This window comes from Lentisphaera araneosa HTCC2155 (assembly GCF_000170755.1).
In the GTDB taxonomy this organism is placed as follows: Bacteria; Verrucomicrobiota; Lentisphaeria; order Lentisphaerales; family Lentisphaeraceae; genus Lentisphaera; species Lentisphaera araneosa.
This window is the reverse complement of the sequence record NZ_ABCK01000015.1, coordinates 89668-106406: the sequence shown is the minus strand read 5'-3', so window position 1 is coordinate 106406 and position 16739 is coordinate 89668. Positions and strand designations below refer to the sequence as shown.

Below are 16739 nucleotides of genomic sequence, written 5' to 3'. Positions count from 1 at the left end.
ACACAAGAAAAGCAAAGAAAGCAGATAAATAGTAAGGCCAATATTATTTTTACGCTCAATTTCATACACTAAATATCCTAATCATAAGTAATCAATTGAGTGTACTTCAATAAAGCTCAATGAGACAGAAGTTATTTTCTTTGGAGATCATTGATCTAGTCAATAATTATAGATCTATTTATCATATATCTTAATAATTATATTTATCCTCGCTGAAAAGAAGTCATTGAGATCCAAAAGAAATGGATTAGATTGACTTAAATTATGAGGAAATAGATATGTCCAATCAAGGTTCTACAGGAAATGTTTTAGCTGCGATCTGTAGCTTTTTTATCCCCGGACTAGGTCAATTAGTCCAAGGGCGCTTAATGAAAGCCGCCATCCATTTTGTTTTATGTTCTTTACTTTGGATTATTTTGTTGGGTTGGATTGTCCACATTTGGTCAATTTGGGATGCAGCCTGCTGGAAACCTAAGTCTTAATCAAAGTATTCGTCGTCGGGGTCGAAAGCGGGAACGGGGATATTGACTATTTTCATTTTACCAATGGCGCTATGACGGCAACCTGGTTTGATTAGTATAGTTGAATCCTTGCGAACGGGGATGAGTTCGCCATCGAGTTCCATGTGACCTTCACCTTCTAAAATGAGATAGATTTCGGTCATCTTTTTGTGGTAGTGCAATTCTGAATCTTGCTTAATGTCAACCATATGAATGCTGGCAATTTGATCGGGGTCATCTGTAAAGGCGCGACGTGTGGTCCCGCAAGGGCAATTCACTGTATAGAGCTCATCAAAATTCACCACAGAATAATTTTTATCCATAAATCAACCTTTTTGTTTTTAAGGTACAATGGTGTTTAATTGCATGCAAATAATTCAAATACTGGATTTTGAATAAATTTGCCTAAAAGGAATAATTGCGTAAAAACCTATATAATTTCGTATTTTGCAAATTGTGAATTTGTCCCACTATCTTTAGTTTAGCTCAAACAAGTAAGGATTAAGAAATGAAAAAATTTATGGATGACAATTTTCTGCTGAGTAACGCGGTGGCAGAAGACCTCTATCACAATCATGCGGCTAAAATGCCTATTATTGACTACCACAACCATTTACCTCCAGAAGATATTGCTAGCGACCGTTGTTTTGCCAATATGGCAGAGGCGACTTTAGAAGGTGACCATTATAAATGGCGCGGAATGCGCAGCAATGGCATTGAAGAGCGCTTCATCACTGGCGATGCCAAGCCAGAAGAGAAGTGGCAGAAATGGGCTGAGACCATTCCTTTCACCATGCGCAATCCCTTGTATCACTGGCAGCACCTTGAACTGCAACGTTATTTTGGTGTTAATGATTTACTCAATGGTGATAAGGCCCGAAAAATTTATGAGACATGTAATGAACAACTGGCGAATCAATCGCATTCCTGTAGGAATTTGCTAAGACAGCAAAATGTCGAGGTTTTATGTACGACTGATGATCCAGCGGATAATTTGCAGTTTCACCAAGTTTGCAGTGAAGAAATCGAAGACTTTAAAGCTTTGCCAACTTTTAGACCTGACAAAGCTTTAGCTCTGGATGATTTATATGCTTGGAATGAATGGATTGATAAACTCGCACAGATTGCGGATCAAGAAGTCAAGAGTTTTGACGGTGCCTTACAGGTGCTCAAAGATCGCCACAACTATTTCCACGAACGCGGTTGCCGCCTCTCGGATCATGGTTTACCAAGAGCTTATTACACGGACTATACGGCGAGTGAACTTGATGCGGCCTTCGCAAAAGCTCGTGCCAAGACGGAGCTGAGTGATCAAGAAAAAGAAATTCTGTGTACAGCTTTTATGCAGGGATTTGGACGTTGGAATGCCGAGAAGGGCTGGGCAATGCAATTGCATTTAGGCCCCATGAGAAACAATAGCACTCGCCGCTTTGAAACTGTGGGACGAGACGCGGGTTTTGACTCCATGAATGACCTACCAATTGCTGAAAAACTCTCGCGTTTTATGGATAGTCTCGATGTGAAAAATGAGCTTCCCAAAACGATCTTGTATAACCTCAATCCGAAAGACAATGCCGTTCTCGGAACAATGATTGGCAATTTCCAAGATGGTGGACAAGCCGGTAAAATCCAGTTTGGTTCAGGTTGGTGGTTTCTCGATCAACTCGACGGAATGGAGAAGCAAATGAATGACCTCTCTAACTTCGGCCTCATTAGTAAATTTGTGGGCATGTTGACGGACTCGCGTTCTTTCTTGTCCTTTCCTCGGCACGAATACTTCCGTCGCTTACTCTGCGACTTATTTGCGCGAGATGTGGCCCAGGGGAAACTACCTGATGACCGCAAGTTCTTGGCTCAGTTGATCGAAGATATCTGTTATAATAATGCGAAAAATTACTTTAAATTTTAGGAGAAAACAATGAGTTTAAAAGATAAAATATGTGTAGTGACTGGCGCGGCTGGAGTTCTTTGTTCAGCACTTGTGGAAGCTTTATTGGAAGAGGGTGCAAAAGTCGCACTTCTCGGTCGTACAGAAAGTAAATTAATTGATCTTAAGAATCGTTTGGCGGATAAGGGCTATGATCAAACTCTAGTAGTAGCCGCCGATGTGCTCGATCCTCAAAGTTTAAAACTAGCCAAAGAAAGTATCAACAAGAATTGGGGTCCGGTTTACCTTCTCGTCAATGGAGCGGGTGGCAATCATCCAAAAGCAACTGCACCCGCAGAACAAATGGGCGATGACACAGCCATGGAAGATAGCTTCTTTGGACTTGATGCCGATGCTTATTCTCAGGTTTTTGATTTGAATTTCAAGGGTTCATTTATCCCGGCACAAATCTTTGGGGAAGACATGATCGAAGTGGGTGAGGGAAATATTATCAATATCTCCTCCATGTCGGCATCGCGTCCGCTAACAAAAGTAGGCGCTTATTCAAATGCGAAAGCCGCCGTGGATAGTTTCACTCAGTGGCTCTCGGTTCATTTGGCGGAGAAAAATATTCGTGTCAATGCTATTGCGCCGGGCTTTTTTGTGTCCGATCAAAACCGTTTCCTACTCTATGAACAAGATGGTGAAACCCTTACAGCACGTGGACAAAAAATTATTAATAATACGCCGATGCATGAGTTCGGTGAGCCTGAAGATCTCAAGGGTTCAATGAAGTTTTTAGCAGGGCCAGGATCGCGTTTTATCACGGGTATCGTCTTGCCAGTTGACGGCGGTTTCTCAGCTTTCTCAGGAGTTTAAGCATGGTTTTCGTGGTAATGGGGGTGAGCGGCTGTGGAAAATCTACCATTGGAGAAGCTTTGGCAGACTTACTCAATTTCCCTTTTCATGATGGTGATGACTTCCACCCCAAAGCGAATATTGACAAAATGTCATCGGGGCAAGCTCTTAATGACGATGATCGTCAACCTTGGTTAGATATTTTAGCTGTTAATATCCAACTTTGGAACCGTGGCGAAGGTGCGGTTTTGGCTTGTTCAGCACTCAAAGAAAAATACCGCGAAACTTTATCGAAATTTGGTGAGGTGACATTTGTTTATCTCAAAGGAAGTCGCGAAGTTATCTTAGAAAGAATGAAGCAACGCGATCACTTTATGAAGCCCGAAATGCTCGACAGTCAATTTGCCACATTAGAGGAGCCTCAAGAGGCACTTACGGTTGATATTAGTCAAAGTACGGATGAGATTATAAAAGAATTACAGGAGAAGATCAATGTTAATTAATGATGGTTCAGCAGAGAGAGTGATTAGCCGTGATGAACTTCACGCTCATCTTGATCAATTTATTAAAGTTCATGCCGAGGGTGTTCGTCGTTTGCTTCTACTGCCACCCGATCATACGCGTTTGAATTCCCGTGCAGGTGAGATTACGGCCTATTTATACCAGCAACTCAAAGACCGCTGTGAAATCAATATTATGCCTGCTTTAGGAACTCATGTTCCGATGACACCTGAACAATTGCATTTAATGTTTGGCAAGGACATACCTTTAGATTCTTATATGCCTCACGATTGGCGCAATGCCCTAGAAATTTTGGGTGAATTATCTGCCCAAAGAATTCAAGAACTCTCGGAAGGCAAGTTAGACTTTCCTATGGAGGTCGCGGTTAATAAAGAAGTTCTCAATAATTATGACCTAATCATTTCTATTGGACAAATTGTTCCTCACGAAGTGATTGGTATGGCCAATTACACCAAAAACGTGATGATTGGTGTGGGCGGTGGCGATACCATTAATAAATCTCATTACCTTGGTGCAGTCTACGGAATGGAGCGCATTATGGGTGAGACAGATAGTCCTGTTCGTCGTGCGCTCAATGAAAGCTACGACCAATTTGTCCGTCCTCGCGTTAACCTACAATTCATCCTTACCGTCATTGCTAAAGAAGATGATGAACTTGTCCTACGAGGTCTCTACTCCGGAGAGAACGATGATGTTTTTGAAACCGCTTGTGAACTCAGTCGTGAAGTTAACCTCGACAAGCTTGAGAAACCCATAAATAAATGTGTGGTTTACCTCGATCCAGAGGAATTTAACTCAACTTGGCTTGGTAATAAGGCCGTTTATCGTACTCGCAAAGCTATGGCTGATAATGGTGAGCTCATTGTTTTAGCGCCCGAATTGCATACTTTTGGTGAAGATAGTGAAATTGATCGCCTCATTAGAAAGTATGGTTATATAGGAACGGATCAAACATTAAAAGACGTGGCGGAGAATGCGGAACTCGCAAATAATTTATCTGCAGCGGCACACCTCATCCACGGGACTTCAGATGGGCGTTTCAAAATCACTTATTGCCCAGGGCCTGACGTGAGTCGTGAAGAGATTTGTTCAGTTGGTTTTGATTATCAAACTTACGAAGAAGCTTCAAAAAAATATGACCCAAACAAACTCAAAGATGGTTGGAATGATGTGGACGGTGAAGAAGTCTTTTTCGTTTCTAATCCAGCTTTAGGTCTCTGGACGGTTTAAGGGGAAGTCGTCAGTTCGCAGTACACTTCGCGTGCAGTTTGGAGGGTTGAATATTTCTAAAGATATGGAAGACATATGCCGGACAGGAGCCCGGCGATCCCAACTGTTTGAGGCGGTATGCCGGACAGGAGCTCGGTGTTCCCATGTGTTTTAACATTTTCAGAGAAACTCATAGATAATATATAAATTGATTTTTTTAATGATAATAGTGGAGGTGCCGAAGGTACTAAGCATAATTTAGCCTATGGTTTTAACCATAGGAGTTTAATTAAAAAGTAAGTCCCGTTCTGAAGGAACGGCGCACAGACCATGAACGATTGTTGATGTAATCAATGATTTTTTCTGCAACCTCCAACCTCCAACCTGCAAGCTATTTCTTAAAAAAGATGGCGCGACGTCCGTGTTTTTTAATGAAAAGTTGATTCATTTGGTCCACGGATGAAAAACCACTTTGCTGTGAGATTTGTGATAAATTGAGCTGTGATGAGCCCTGTAATAATTGCAAGGCTTTTTTTAGGCGTCGTTCATCAATAAAATGTTTGGGACTCTGCTGCAGTTCTTCTCGGAAAGCGTATTCGAGCCATCGTCTTGATCTGCCCAAGTAATCACAAATCATTTGTACATTGAGTGATTGATCAAATTGTTCTTCAATGAAATCGAGGGCGCGTTTGATTTCAGGGTGTTTCGGGGTGAAGATTTCGGTGGACTTTCTGGTTTTGACTTTGAGAGGAGGAATAATGAGCTCATGTTGGCAGGCTTCTTGGCGCATCAACATATCTAAAGCTTTTGCCGCTTCAAAACCAATTTTCTGGTCATCTCGTTCAATGCTCGAGAGGGGAGGAGAGGAGAACTCACAACTCACTGTATCATTATTAGAGCCGAGGATGGCGATGTCTTCGGGGACGCGCAAAGCCATTTCTTCACAAGCTTCTAAGAGTATTTGAGCTCGAGGATCGTGCGCAGCTAAGATGGCACAGGGAAGTTTGAGGCTTTTAAGGAATTCATGAATCAGTTCATCTTGCTCCAGGAAGTTGGCGCCAAAAGTAACCTCGAGTTTTTCGCATGTTTTTGTTTTCTTAGAGAGCTCCTTATGGAATCCTTGGTACATGCGTTCAGAAAAAACGGTTTCACTTAATCCAAAGTAGGCAAAGTTTTGAAATCCGCGTTCAAAAAAGTGTTGGGCAGCTAATTGACCCATCTGATAAAAGTCAGGGCAAACACGTGGTAAATCCGATTTCTGTAGAGTGCCAGAAATGTTGACGCAGGGAACCGAATGTTTTTTGAGGTGGTCGAGATCAGTTTTATTGCGCACGACGGCAATGATTCCATCTATGGCATCAAGATTAATTTCGGAGATTTTTAAGTCGTGAGTTTCTGGATTGGTAATCAACTTCCATTTGTCGCGTTCTTGGTTGCAGTAGGAACGAATTCCGTAAGCTGTTTTTTCCCAATGACTAGAGCCCATGGGGAAGGCTAAGGCAATCCTTTTTTTGTTCATTTGCAATTTCCTTGATTTTGCAAAATATAAATGAACTTATGATTTTTTGCAAATTAGCTCAAAAACGAGCAAATTAGTCAAATGTTCCTTTTGATTTAAGCTGTAACAAAATTGTTTTAGGTTTCTTGAGGCCTTATTTTTGATCAAATATTATAATAATGACTAAAAATAGGCAAATTATGAAAAACAAAATCCTCCTTATGTTAATCGCAGGCTTAGTCTTCTCATGTGTTAGCACACCACAAAAACAAGCTCTTTATTCAGATCCAGAATTTAAAGACTGTATGAATGTCTATAATGACGGACACTACGAACTTAAAGATGGCGTGGTTCACATGACCTCTAAAAAGAATTTCTTCTTCCCGACTAAGAAACGCTATGCTGATTTCATTCTTGAGTATGAAGTGAAAATGCCGGATGTGGAAGAGTACTCCAATTCAGGTTTGATTTTCAGAGCTCAAATTAAAGAAGGTAAGAAAGGTAAAACTGTTATTGGTTACCAAGCCGAAGTAGATCCTAGTGAACGTGCTTGGAGCGGAGGTCTTTATGACCAAGGTCGTAGAGGCTGGCTCTATCCTAAGCACGCTACACGCTCAAAGTATGATGAAGATTTTAAAGGAAGTCAATTAGAGCCTTGGACTGAAGAAAAGAAAAAAGTTTACAAGCACCTCGAGTGGAACAAATACCGTGTGGAATGCCGTGGTTCTGATATCAAAATTTTCTTAAATGGCACGCTCATGACCCATGTGATTGATACCAAAGATGCGGAGGGTCACATCGCGATTCAGCATCACGGAAGTAAAGAGTTTGCTAAAACGGCTAAGACTAAAAATATGGTACAATTTAGAAACATCACAATTCAAGAATTGGAGCCTGCGAAATAATGAGCGACAAAATAAATACAGAAGTTCAAATGTTGGATGAGGCACATGCAGCAGGTAAGGGGGCAACACTCAAGACGTATATGAAGTTGTCAGGCCCCGGATGGTTACAATCGGCGATCACTCTCGGAGGTGGTTCATTAGCGAGTGCCTTATTTCTGGGGGTAATTGGTGGTGTTGAATTCCTCTGGGTTCAACTTATAGCTATGGCAATGGGAGTGATCATGCTTTCGGCTATTTCTTATATAACTTTAAGTACAGAGAAATCACCTTTTAAAGCCATGAAAGAAAATATTAACCCTGTCTTAGCATGGGGTTGGTTACTCGCTTCTTTGATGGCAAATATGATTTGGGTTTTACCTCAGTACTCACTTGCGTACTCAGCAATGACACAAAATCTTTTCCCGTCAATTCCTAATCCAGATAGTACTGGAACCAAATTGCTTATTACGGCCGTTATATTTGCGTTTTCTGCTTTTATTACGATGTGTTATGGTAAGCAGGGTAAGGGTATGAAAATCTATGAAAATGTCCTTAAGTTAATTGTTGCAGCAATTGTTCTCTGTTTTATGATTGTAGCGGGCAAGCTTATTGCAGCAGGGAATATAGGCTTTGGTGAAATTTTAAAAGGTTTTATTCCAAATATTAAAAAGTTATTCGAACCAGCTTCAGAAATCCAATTGGTAATTGATCAAATTGCAGATCCCGCAGCACGTGAATTTTGGACTCAGAACGTAGTGAAAACTCAAAGAGATATCATGGTTTCTGCAGCTGCGACTGCCGTGGGGATTAACATGACTTTTCTTTTACCTTTCTCTATGCTCAATAAGGGTTGGGGTAAGAAACATCGTGGTCTAGCAATTTTTGACTTATCCACGGGCATGGTGATTCCTTACGTTTTGGCTACTTCTTGTGTAGCTATTGCTGCGGCAGTAACCTTTCACGCAAAACCCTTTGAAGGCTTAACAGAAAATAAGGCTGGACTTGTGCAGTTAGTTGAGGGTCATAAACAAGCACCTAAAGTTCAGGCGATTCTCGAAAAAAGAAATGCTGGTGTCGAGGCGACCATCGATAATGATGAAGTCTTATTAGCGAGCATGCTTGTTAAGCGAGACACCAAAGAGTTCCCCAAGGCGCTTGAAGTAGCTGTGGGTCCTAAAATGGCACATATCATTTTTGGTTTTGGCGTTTTGGCAATGGCATTGTCAACTATTTCGATGCTGATGTTGATTTGTGGTTTTGTCGTTTGTGAGATGTTCAACCTTGAGCATGGTGGATCAGCTCATCGGAAAGGAACATTTCTAGCGACAACAGGCGTATTATGGCCCTTTATTTGGGGCTCAGGTTCGGGTACATATTTAGCGATTGTTACCTCCACTTTTGGATACATTCTCCTACCTGTGGCATTCCTCGCATTCTTTATGATGATGAATTCGAAAAAAGTCTTAGGAGAGAATATCCCTAAAGGGAAAAATCGTGTCATTTGGAACTCACTAACGGGAATCTCTCTACTAATTACCGGTGTGGCAGCAGGTCATACGGCCTGGCATAAGAAAATGAATATTGGTGGTGACGATGTGGCCTTTGGTAAGTATTTCTTAATTTTCTTTATCATCTTAGTTGTCGCCGGACAGTTCTACACCATGAGCAAACATCGCAAGGAAGCTGCTATTGAAGGAACACCTGCGAGTGAATAATTCTCTTTTCAGCCATGCCATGCAGCATCATTTTCACGAGGCTACTGTCGCATCAATTTTAGCTTTAGGCCTACTTATTTTGTTTGCCGTAAAACAATCGGGTTCATCACATGAATAAGGTTTTCGCCATATGTATTTTTGCGATGATCGCAAATCTCTGTGCTGAAAATAAATATAATGTACTGATGATCTGCGTTGATGACTTAAGGAATTCCTTAGGCTGTTACGGCAATAAAGATGTCATTAGCCCAAATTTTGATAAGTTGGCGAGTGAGTCTGTAGCTTTTGACCACCATTATGTTCAGGTTCCCACTTGTGGAGCTTCACGTTATGCTCTGTTGACGGGGCTGCGTCCCCAGAATAAACAAAGTATGGGCAATGGTGCTTTTAAGCAATTGAGCAGGACTCAGCTCGATGGAGCTCAAACGATTCCCGAGTTGTTCAAAAGAAGTAATTACTTAACTTCAGTAATTGGTAAGGTTTCTCATACGGCAGATGGACGTAATTATGCCTATAATGGCAAAGGCAATGGTAGCGATGAATTGCCATTTGCATGGGATTGGAAGAAAACACCTTTTGGCCCTTGGAAGCGCGGTTGGGGTGTGTTTTTTGCCTATGCTGACGGAAAGCACCGCGAAGATGGCTCAGGCTATAAACCCCGGATGGAATTTAAAGACCTCGAAGATGAGGAACTTCCCGACGGGCTGAGTGCAAATGAAGCCATTCGTCAGCTAGATAAACTCAAAGATAAACGTTTCTTTCTCAGCTTAGGTTTTTATAAACCCCACTTGCCTTTTGTGGCACCTAAAAAGTACTGGGATATGTATGATGGAGTAGATATTAACTTAGCTCCACACGATAAAAAAGGTGAGACTGCGTACTGGCATGGAAGTGGTGAGTTTTATAAATATCAGGGTGATAAAACCAAGCCTTTAAGTACTGAAGAACAAGTGAAACATCGTCGTGCTTATTACGCGTGCATTTCTTATGTGGATGCTCAGCTCGGTAAAGTTATGCAGAGATTGAAAGATTTAGGCTTAGATAAAAATACTATCGTCGTCTTATGGTCAGATCATGGTTGGCACTTGGGCGATCATCAGATTTGGGGTAAGCACAACCTACATGAACAGGCTCTGAAATCCCCCTTTATGATTCGCGTGCCAGACATTAAAGGCAAGATGAGTTCGGCAGTTGTAGAAACGACCGATTTATTCCCCACACTCATAGAGCTTTGCCAACTCACTTTTAATAAACTTTCACAACCACTCTCAGGGCAGAGTCTCGTGCCAATTTTAAATTCAGTTGATACTCTCGGCCGAGACTCAGCCCTTTCTTTCTGGGGCAAGGCAGTTTCACTCAGAAATAAAAATTATCGATTGATTGCCACAAAAGGCAAAAAAGACGAGTACAGCAAAATTGAGTTGTATGACCACCGAATAGATCCCAATGAAAGCAAGAATATTGCCCAGCAAAATCCGGAAGTGGTGGATCAACTTTTAAAAATCATTAAAAAAGAAAATAAACTCTAGGAACTATTATGAGTAAACAAACATTTGGAATTGGAATTATTGGCTGCGGTATGATTGCGCATTTTCATGCGAAAGCCATTGCCGCAATGGAAGGTGCGGAAGTCCTTGCCTGTTTTGAAAGAAATCCTGAGCGTGGACAAGAGTTTGGTGAAACTTACGGATGCCAAGCTTATGCAGAACTCGATGAAATGCTTGCGAATCCTGCAGTTGACGTGGTGACCATCTGTACGCCAAGTGGAGCTCATATGGATCCTGCGATTGCAGCGGCGAAGGCAGGTAAGCATATTCTCGTAGAAAAACCTGTAGATGTGAGCATCGATAAAATCGACGCCATGATTGCAGCTGCAGAAGAAAATGGTGTTCAATTAGCCAGTATTCTCCCTCGTCGTTTTAATGGCGGTACAATCAAATTAAAAGAAGCAGTAGAATCGGGCCGTTTCGGTCAGTTAAGCTTAATTGAGGCTGTGACCAAATGGTACCGCACTCAAGAGTATTATGACTCTGGTGCTTGGCGTGGGACGTGGGCCCTCGATGGCGGCGGAGCCTTGATGAATCAATCGATTCATACCATTGACCTGCTCCTCAATGTGGCAGGTGAAGTTGACTCAGTTTGTGCTTTTGCGGATCTTCTTGCCCATGAAAATATTGAAGTGGAAGATACGGCAGTAGCCATCCTCAATTTTAAAAATGGAGCTAAGGGTATTATTCAAGGTTCGACGGCTTGTTACTCGGAAGAGGGACACGCAGCAGAAGTGAACATCTGCGGCGTAAATGGCTCAGCTTTCCTGAAAGACGATAAATTCACTCATTGGGAATTCAGAGAAGAACAAGCGGGTGACAAGGAATTTATGAATGAGTTTGGTTTTGACCCCGATGCGGGTGGTGCAGGGGCTGCGGATCCTTCCGCAATTGACTTCTCTTGGCACCAAAAGAATTTTGAAGAAGTTCTCGACGCCATTCGCGAAGGTCGCAAAATTCCAGCCGATGCCTACGAAGGGCGCAAGTCAGTTGAGTTGATTCAAGCGATCTATCAATCGGCACTTAACGGTGGAGCCAAAGTGACTTTGCCACTCGAAAAAGCGCCAGAACTCAGAAGTTTTAGATAAGGAAAGTTTTATGTATTTAACTGGATTTGCAGACGAAGCTGCACAAGATTTAGCCACACAGATTAAAGTCACGAAAGAATTGGGGTGGAACGCGATTGAATCAAGAAATATCAATGGCAAAAATATTCATGATATCAGTGAAGAAGATTTTGAGAAAACCGTAGCTCTTCTCGATCAAGAAGGCGTCTTTATTAATTGCTTTGGATCGGCGGTTGCCAACTGGGCAAAAAATATCAAAGATGACTTTTCTATTACTTTAGAGGAAGTGGAACGTGCGATTCCCCGCATGCAGCGTCTAGGAACAAAGATGATCCGCATCATGTCCTATGCTCGCTGCGAAGGTGAAGAACAATACAAAGAAGAGCGTTTTAAGCGTTTGACTGAAGTCGTTCGCCTTTTTAAAGAGGGTGGTATACAGCCCGTTCACGAAAACTGCATGAACTATGGTGGTATGAGCTGGAAACACACTCTTGAACTCATGGAAAATGTTCCAGGTCTCAAGCTTATTTATGATACGGGCAATAGTCCTTTCATGAAGGATTACTCCAAAGGTGGTGATGTTTGGCAAGATAGTTGGGAGTTTTATTCCAATATCAAAGAGCATATTGCTTATATTCATATCAAAGACTCACTCAACCCAGTAGGTGGCGCTCCAGAAAAGTACACTCTTCCAGGTGAGGGTCAGGGTTACGTCAAAGAAATTCTTTCGGATCTCAAAGCAAGAAATTACGATGGCGGTATTTCAATTGAACCTCACATGGCGACAGTTTTTCACGCTAAAGATAAAGGTGATATCGACTGGGATTGGAATTATAAGGTTTATGTTCAGTACGGGCAGAAATTAATGGAGCTTTTACAAGCAATTGATTATAAGTGGAATAAGTTTTCTCTAAATAAAGAGGTTTTTAATGAAGTTTAGTGCGTTTTTAATAAGTGTGTCTTTATCTCTTGCAGTTTTTGGTCAGTCAGGAGATAGAAAAGGTCATGTGATGACTGACCCCATTCCCGCAGATCAAATTCCAGCTGCGCCAGTTTTAGAAGTTTCGGAAGCAATGAAATCTTTCAAAGTACAAGATGGTTTCGCTTTAGATCTTGTGGCCGGTGATCAACATGTGATCAATCCTGTGACGATGGTATTTGATGGTGACGGCCGTATGTGGGTTTGTGAAATGAATACCTATATGCCGAATATTGACGGGAAAGATGAAGAAGTAAAAGGCTCGAAAATTGTTATTTTAGAAGATAGCAATGGCGATGGTCAAGTAGACAAAAGAACAGTTTTTTTGGATGAGATTATTCTACCACGTGCCATCACTTTTGTTCCAGGGGGAATACTTTATGGCGATAATAATCAACTGTATTTCGCAGAAGTTCTTCCGGGTTTAAAACTGGGGATTCATGAAGTTGTTGATAAAGATTATGCCAAAGGCGGCAGTGTTGAGCACAAGCCCAACACCATGCTTTATGCCTTAGACAACTGGTATTATAATGCTAAATCATCGACCTCTTATCGAGCTCTGCCATTGGATAGAGAACTACCTGTAAATTCGACAGAAATTTATAAAAATAAATACTTTAAACTCATTAAGCGTAAGACCGAAAACCGTGGGCAATGGGGTTTGACCATGGATGATTATGGTCGCCTTTATCACAATGGTAATAGTTCGCCCATAACTGGAGAGTACTTAAGACCTGGTTCACTTTTAAAAAATTCTTTATATTCAACAAAAATGGGTTCAGCTAGAATCGGCGCTAATGGAGTTTACTCAAGTCGTATAAATCCTGGTGTTAACCGTGCTTATATGAAAGGAACGCTTAATGGTGAAGGTAAATTGAAGAATTTCACAGCGGCATCGGGCTCACTCGTTTATCGCGGCGATCAATTCCCTGAAAAATATTATGGCATGGCTTTAACCCCCGAGCCTGCAGGTAATTTGATTTCAGCACGTTTTATCTCAGAAAAAGAAGGTTCACTCTACGGTAAAGAAGTTTTTCCAAAATCGGAGATTTTAACCTCCACAGACGAACGTTTTCGTCCAGTAAATCTCTACACAGCTCCAGATGGATCAATTTATATTATAGACATCTACCATGGTATTCTTCAGCACCGGGTGTTTGTGACTTCTTATTTACGTCGTCAAATTTTATCCCGTTCATTGGATAAAGGTAATAATGACCGGGGTAGAATTTATCGTTTAAAATCTACTGAAAATAACTTATCCACGGTTCCAAAATTAAATAACTTGAGCTCAAAAGACTTAGTCAAATACCTGGCTCATACAAATGGTATCATCCGCGATAAGGCGCGTCAGTTAATCATTTTTAAGCAAGACGCCTCCGTTGTTTCTCTGATTGAAAAAGTTATCACGAGCGATAAAAATCACCTAGCAGTGATCAATGCCTTGTGGACTCTTGAAGGTTTAAGTGCAGTAAGACTAGGCCTCATTAAATCGGCCTTGCAGAATTCACATGTTAAAGTGAGAGTTTCAGCAATAGCAGTTGCCGAGTCAATGAATAAATCAGATCGTGATCTTTTGGCAAAGGCACTGATTGAACATGGTCAAAAAGTTCAATACGAAGAAGCTCTTCAATTACTTCTAGTTTCTTCATCATTTTTTGCAGGAGATGATCTTAAGTTCGCTCTAGATTTGGCTAATAAATTCAAGGGTCAGAAATTTATTAAGGAAAGTTTATTGAGTGGTTTGGGCAATGATTACAAAAACTTCGCAAGCTATGCTGAACAGCTTAAAGATAAACAGGCTTTGGCGACTTATAAAAAAATAGGCAAAAAGAAGGTTCAAAGTAACTATGCAAAATTAAAGAAAAACGATAAAGATTTATTCAATAAAGGTAAAGAACTTTATTTTGGACATGCCAACTGCTTTGGTTGTCACGGACCAGATGCCGAAGGCTTGCCTAATATGGGACCGCCACTTGTCAAAAGTGAATGGGTTAATGATTCTCCCGAACGTTTAGCCAAAGTCATGTTGCATGGTTTGTATGGACCGATTACAGTCAACAAGAAGAAATATAACACTCCCATGCCAATGCCAGGTCTTGGTGCCAACCCGATGTTTAAAGATAAAGATCTTGCGGCTATCGCCACTTTTATTCGCAATCATTTTGGTAATAAGTCGGGTGCAGTGCAGGAATCACTATTCAAAAAGGTTCGTCAGGAAACAAAAGATCAAAAAACTCCTTACGCAGTAAAAGAGTTGGAATAAGAAGTAAAGGACTTCCTCATGAGTATAACAGAAAAAGTAAAGCAGGACTTAAGAGTCGATATCAATTCGGGTTTATATCCCGGTGGGTGCCTGTTGCCTACGCGTCATGCTTTGATGGAAAAGTACTCAATTTCACGTGGTTCAATTGATAAAGTTATTCGTCAATTAGTGGAAGAGGGAGTCTTAGAATCGCATCAAGGTTCTGGAACTTATGTGCGATCGCAAGACAATAAGCATCATATCTACATCATTTTAAATAATGATGTAGAATGTGCAGAGTCCAACAAGTTTAATGGCATCCTTTCGATGATGTTGTCGGAAATTAATGATTTGGACTACAGTATTCACTGCAGTTCAAATATAGAAGAATACTTTTCAGAGATCATCCTCAACCCGAGTAGTCGGGTGATTTGGAGCCGTCCTTCCATACGAGCTCGCTACTACATCAAGAAATTAAAAGAAAGCAAAATTGCTCAGATTTTAATCAATCGCTCAGATCCTAATTTTAATTATTTTGCAACAGATACTTATCAAGCGATCGAGCAAGTGAGTCAGTTTATGAAAAGGCAAAAAGAATCGCCGCGAATTGGCTTATTAGTTCCGCCACTTAGCGAAGAAGAGCCCTTTCTTGCTGTGAGAGAAATCTATTTCCAAGAATCCCTTCATAAACATGACTTGCCACTCGCGATTCATCAAAGAACGGCGAGTAAATCAATTAATGATGTCACGTGTATTTTGAGCTCAGTTTTCAAAGGTACCGATCTAGATTACCTTTTCGTTCCCGATCACGATATGTTGCCCGTTGTTTTGACCTATATGGCTGAAAAAGGTCACTCAGAAAGAGTGAAAATCATTTCCTTTGATGGTGAACTTGATCCTTTTTACAAGGGCTCAATGACCATACGTCAAGATTGGAAGGCAATGTTTGAACAAGCGATTTCTTGGGCGTCAGATGACGAGCTTCTGAGCCCTCAGGTACTCGTCATGCCAGAAATCATTCACTATTAGTTAATAGGCGTAATTCACTCTGTAGGGGACCCATTTCTGCACGATGCGAGAAGTGAAGCCACTGAGTTTCCATTTGAGCAAAATCTTTTCAAGATCTTTTTGGAGAGCAAAGTTTGTGAGGCTAACCCCCCAGGCTAGGTGTTCTTTGGATAAATCCCAGTAAACTCCTGTTAAGCTACGGTCCTTGGTGTTATTGGTGTAGGACCAGATATAGGGTGCGTCGTGTATGAAGCAATCAATTTGTTTGGATTTCAAAGCTTTGACGGCATCATCAATATTTGCATAGGCTTTGATTTTATCTTTTGTTAAGTATTTTTGAGCCAGGCTCTCACCAGTTGTATCACCAATGACGCCCATGATCATTCCCGAATTCACGTAATAATTATTTCCGGGTTTGCGAAAACGTCCCATTTCCGCTGTACGAATCAGCATCATTTGACTGATGTCCATATAGGAATCCATGAATTTTACATTGCGTTTGCGTTCCTCCGTGATCGACATGCCAGCCATGATGATATCGATGCGGCGGCCATTGAGTGCAGGGATGAGGGAGGAGAAGGGCAGTTCCACATATTGAATGGGGCGTCCGAGTTCAATACTTAAAGCCTCGGCCAAATCGGCTTCGACTCCTTGATACTGACCATCCTTTTTAAAGATAATGGGGTAGTAATCGGCTGAGGTGCCGACGCGAATCGGTGCGACGTTTTCTTTCGATGATTGGCAAGAAGTAAGCAAGAGGGCGGACAGAAAGAAAATGAGGGGGATAAAGTGTTTCATGAAGAGCTCCTATTAGTGACTTTAGTTTACTCTGAGGCAAGA

General features: G+C 41.4%; 16 protein-coding genes. 13 read left to right on the top strand and 3 right to left on the bottom strand.

The window, feature by feature from the left end; all coding sequences use genetic code 11:
• Positions 1 to 278: 278 nt before the first annotated feature.
• Positions 279 to 482, top strand: a complete 204-nt coding sequence (locus LNTAR_RS15435) for a hypothetical protein (protein WP_007279661.1) — start codon at positions 279 to 281, stop codon at positions 480 to 482.
• Here the strand turns inward: LNTAR_RS15435 and LNTAR_RS15430 are convergent.
• Positions 479 to 823: a cupin domain-containing protein gene (locus LNTAR_RS15430; protein ID WP_007279660.1), complete on the bottom strand. Its 345-nt coding sequence runs from the start codon at positions 821 to 823 to the stop codon at positions 479 to 481. The genes LNTAR_RS15435 and LNTAR_RS15430 overlap by 4 nt on opposite strands.
• 185 nt (positions 824 to 1008) lie before the next feature.
• On the opposite strand from LNTAR_RS15430, the gene uxaC reads away from it, so the two are divergent.
• Genes uxaC through LNTAR_RS15410 form a run of 4 tightly spaced genes read left to right on the top strand, consistent with a single transcriptional unit; the run spans position 1009 to position 4977 of the window.
• Positions 1009 to 2409, top strand: coding sequence for a glucuronate isomerase (gene uxaC / locus LNTAR_RS15425; protein WP_007279659.1), 1401 nt, complete (start codon positions 1009 to 1011; stop codon positions 2407 to 2409).
• A 9-nt stretch (positions 2410 to 2418) separates the two neighbouring features.
• Positions 2419 to 3246, top strand: coding sequence for an SDR family oxidoreductase (locus tag LNTAR_RS15420; protein ID WP_007279658.1), 828 nt, complete (start codon positions 2419 to 2421; stop codon positions 3244 to 3246).
• Between the two features lie 2 nt (positions 3247 to 3248).
• The gene (locus LNTAR_RS15415) at positions 3249 to 3728 is read left to right on the top strand and encodes a gluconokinase (protein WP_007279657.1); all 480 of its coding nucleotides are present in this window, start codon (positions 3249 to 3251) and stop codon (positions 3726 to 3728) included.
• Complete coding sequence (locus tag LNTAR_RS15410; RefSeq protein ID WP_007279656.1) at positions 3718 to 4977, top strand: nickel-dependent putative hexonate epimerase; 1260 nt, start codon at positions 3718 to 3720, stop codon at positions 4975 to 4977. Before LNTAR_RS15415 ends, LNTAR_RS15410 begins: the two co-directional genes overlap by 11 nt.
• A gap of 370 nt (positions 4978 to 5347) precedes the next feature.
• Here the strand turns inward: LNTAR_RS15410 and LNTAR_RS15405 are convergent, their stop codons facing one another.
• The gene (locus LNTAR_RS15405) at positions 5348 to 6475 is read right to left on the bottom strand and encodes an AraC family transcriptional regulator (protein WP_007279655.1); all 1128 of its coding nucleotides are present in this window, start codon (positions 6473 to 6475) and stop codon (positions 5348 to 5350) included.
• Positions 6476 to 6654: 179 nt separating this feature from the next.
• Here LNTAR_RS15405 and LNTAR_RS15400 point away from each other — a divergent pair, with 179 nt between their 5' ends.
• From LNTAR_RS15400 to LNTAR_RS25885, 8 genes are read left to right on the top strand one after another with little or no spacing between them, the layout of a single operon-like run.
• Positions 6655 to 7359: a 3-keto-disaccharide hydrolase gene (locus LNTAR_RS15400; RefSeq protein WP_007279654.1), complete on the top strand. Its 705-nt coding sequence runs from the start codon at positions 6655 to 6657 to the stop codon at positions 7357 to 7359.
• Positions 7359 to 9053, top strand: a complete 1695-nt coding sequence (locus tag LNTAR_RS15395) for a divalent metal cation transporter (RefSeq protein WP_007279653.1) — start codon at positions 7359 to 7361, stop codon at positions 9051 to 9053. The genes LNTAR_RS15400 and LNTAR_RS15395 overlap by 1 nt, the downstream gene beginning before the upstream one ends.
• Complete coding sequence (locus tag LNTAR_RS28255; RefSeq protein WP_007279652.1) at positions 9046 to 9171, top strand: hypothetical protein; 126 nt, start codon at positions 9046 to 9048, stop codon at positions 9169 to 9171. The genes LNTAR_RS15395 and LNTAR_RS28255 overlap by 8 nt, the downstream gene beginning before the upstream one ends.
• Entirely contained in the window at positions 9164 to 10582 is a 1419-nt protein-coding gene (locus LNTAR_RS15390) for a sulfatase (RefSeq protein ID WP_007279651.1), read from the top strand. Before LNTAR_RS28255 ends, LNTAR_RS15390 begins: the two co-directional genes overlap by 8 nt.
• A gap of 8 nt (positions 10583 to 10590) precedes the next feature.
• Positions 10591 to 11688 carry a Gfo/Idh/MocA family protein gene (locus LNTAR_RS15385; RefSeq protein ID WP_007279650.1) on the top strand — a complete coding sequence of 366 codons (1098 nt, stop codon included), beginning with the start codon at positions 10591 to 10593 and terminating at the stop codon, positions 11686 to 11688.
• A gap of 10 nt (positions 11689 to 11698) precedes the next feature.
• The gene (locus tag LNTAR_RS15380) at positions 11699 to 12607 is read left to right on the top strand and encodes a sugar phosphate isomerase/epimerase family protein (protein WP_007279649.1); all 909 of its coding nucleotides are present in this window, start codon (positions 11699 to 11701) and stop codon (positions 12605 to 12607) included.
• Positions 12597 to 14912: a PVC-type heme-binding CxxCH protein gene (locus tag LNTAR_RS15375; RefSeq protein ID WP_007279648.1), complete on the top strand. Its 2316-nt coding sequence runs from the start codon at positions 12597 to 12599 to the stop codon at positions 14910 to 14912. The genes LNTAR_RS15380 and LNTAR_RS15375 overlap by 11 nt, the downstream gene beginning before the upstream one ends.
• A gap of 18 nt (positions 14913 to 14930) precedes the next feature.
• Positions 14931 to 15920, top strand: coding sequence for a GntR family transcriptional regulator (locus tag LNTAR_RS25885; RefSeq protein WP_007279647.1), 990 nt, complete (start codon positions 14931 to 14933; stop codon positions 15918 to 15920).
• On the opposite strand, the gene LNTAR_RS15365 is transcribed toward LNTAR_RS25885, so the two are convergent.
• Positions 15921 to 16697: a substrate-binding periplasmic protein gene (locus tag LNTAR_RS15365; protein ID WP_007279646.1), complete on the bottom strand. Its 777-nt coding sequence runs from the start codon at positions 16695 to 16697 to the stop codon at positions 15921 to 15923.
• Positions 16698 to 16739: the final 42 nt, after the last annotated feature.

Bases quoted from the DNA above. Each gene is read 5' to 3' on its own strand.
- LNTAR_RS15400 (WP_007279654.1), top strand. From the start codon at position 6,655: ATGAAAAACAAAATCCTCCTTATGTTAATCGCAGGCTTAGTCTTCTCA.
- LNTAR_RS15385 (WP_007279650.1), top strand. From the start codon at position 10,591: ATGAGTAAACAAACATTTGGAATTGGAATTATTGGCTGCGGTATGATT.
- uxaC (WP_007279659.1), top strand. From the start codon at position 1,009: ATGAAAAAATTTATGGATGACAATTTTCTGCTGAGTAACGCGGTGGCA.
- LNTAR_RS25885 (WP_007279647.1), top strand. From the start codon at position 14,931: ATGAGTATAACAGAAAAAGTAAAGCAGGACTTAAGAGTCGATATCAAT.
- LNTAR_RS15375 (WP_007279648.1), top strand. From the start codon at position 12,597: ATGAAGTTTAGTGCGTTTTTAATAAGTGTGTCTTTATCTCTTGCAGTT.
- LNTAR_RS15415 (WP_007279657.1), top strand. From the start codon at position 3,249: ATGGTTTTCGTGGTAATGGGGGTGAGCGGCTGTGGAAAATCTACCATT.
- LNTAR_RS15395 (WP_007279653.1), top strand. From the start codon at position 7,359: ATGAGCGACAAAATAAATACAGAAGTTCAAATGTTGGATGAGGCACAT.
- LNTAR_RS15410 (WP_007279656.1), top strand. From the start codon at position 3,718: ATGTTAATTAATGATGGTTCAGCAGAGAGAGTGATTAGCCGTGATGAA.
- LNTAR_RS15430 (WP_007279660.1), bottom strand. From the start codon at position 823: ATGGATAAAAATTATTCTGTGGTGAATTTTGATGAGCTCTATACAGTG.
- LNTAR_RS15390 (WP_007279651.1), top strand. From the start codon at position 9,164: ATGAATAAGGTTTTCGCCATATGTATTTTTGCGATGATCGCAAATCTC.
- LNTAR_RS15405 (WP_007279655.1), bottom strand. From the start codon at position 6,475: ATGAACAAAAAAAGGATTGCCTTAGCCTTCCCCATGGGCTCTAGTCAT.
- LNTAR_RS15420 (WP_007279658.1), top strand. From the start codon at position 2,419: ATGAGTTTAAAAGATAAAATATGTGTAGTGACTGGCGCGGCTGGAGTT.
- LNTAR_RS15365 (WP_007279646.1), bottom strand. From the start codon at position 16,697: ATGAAACACTTTATCCCCCTCATTTTCTTTCTGTCCGCCCTCTTGCTT.
- LNTAR_RS15380 (WP_007279649.1), top strand. From the start codon at position 11,699: ATGTATTTAACTGGATTTGCAGACGAAGCTGCACAAGATTTAGCCACA.
- LNTAR_RS15435 (WP_007279661.1), top strand. From the start codon at position 279: ATGTCCAATCAAGGTTCTACAGGAAATGTTTTAGCTGCGATCTGTAGC.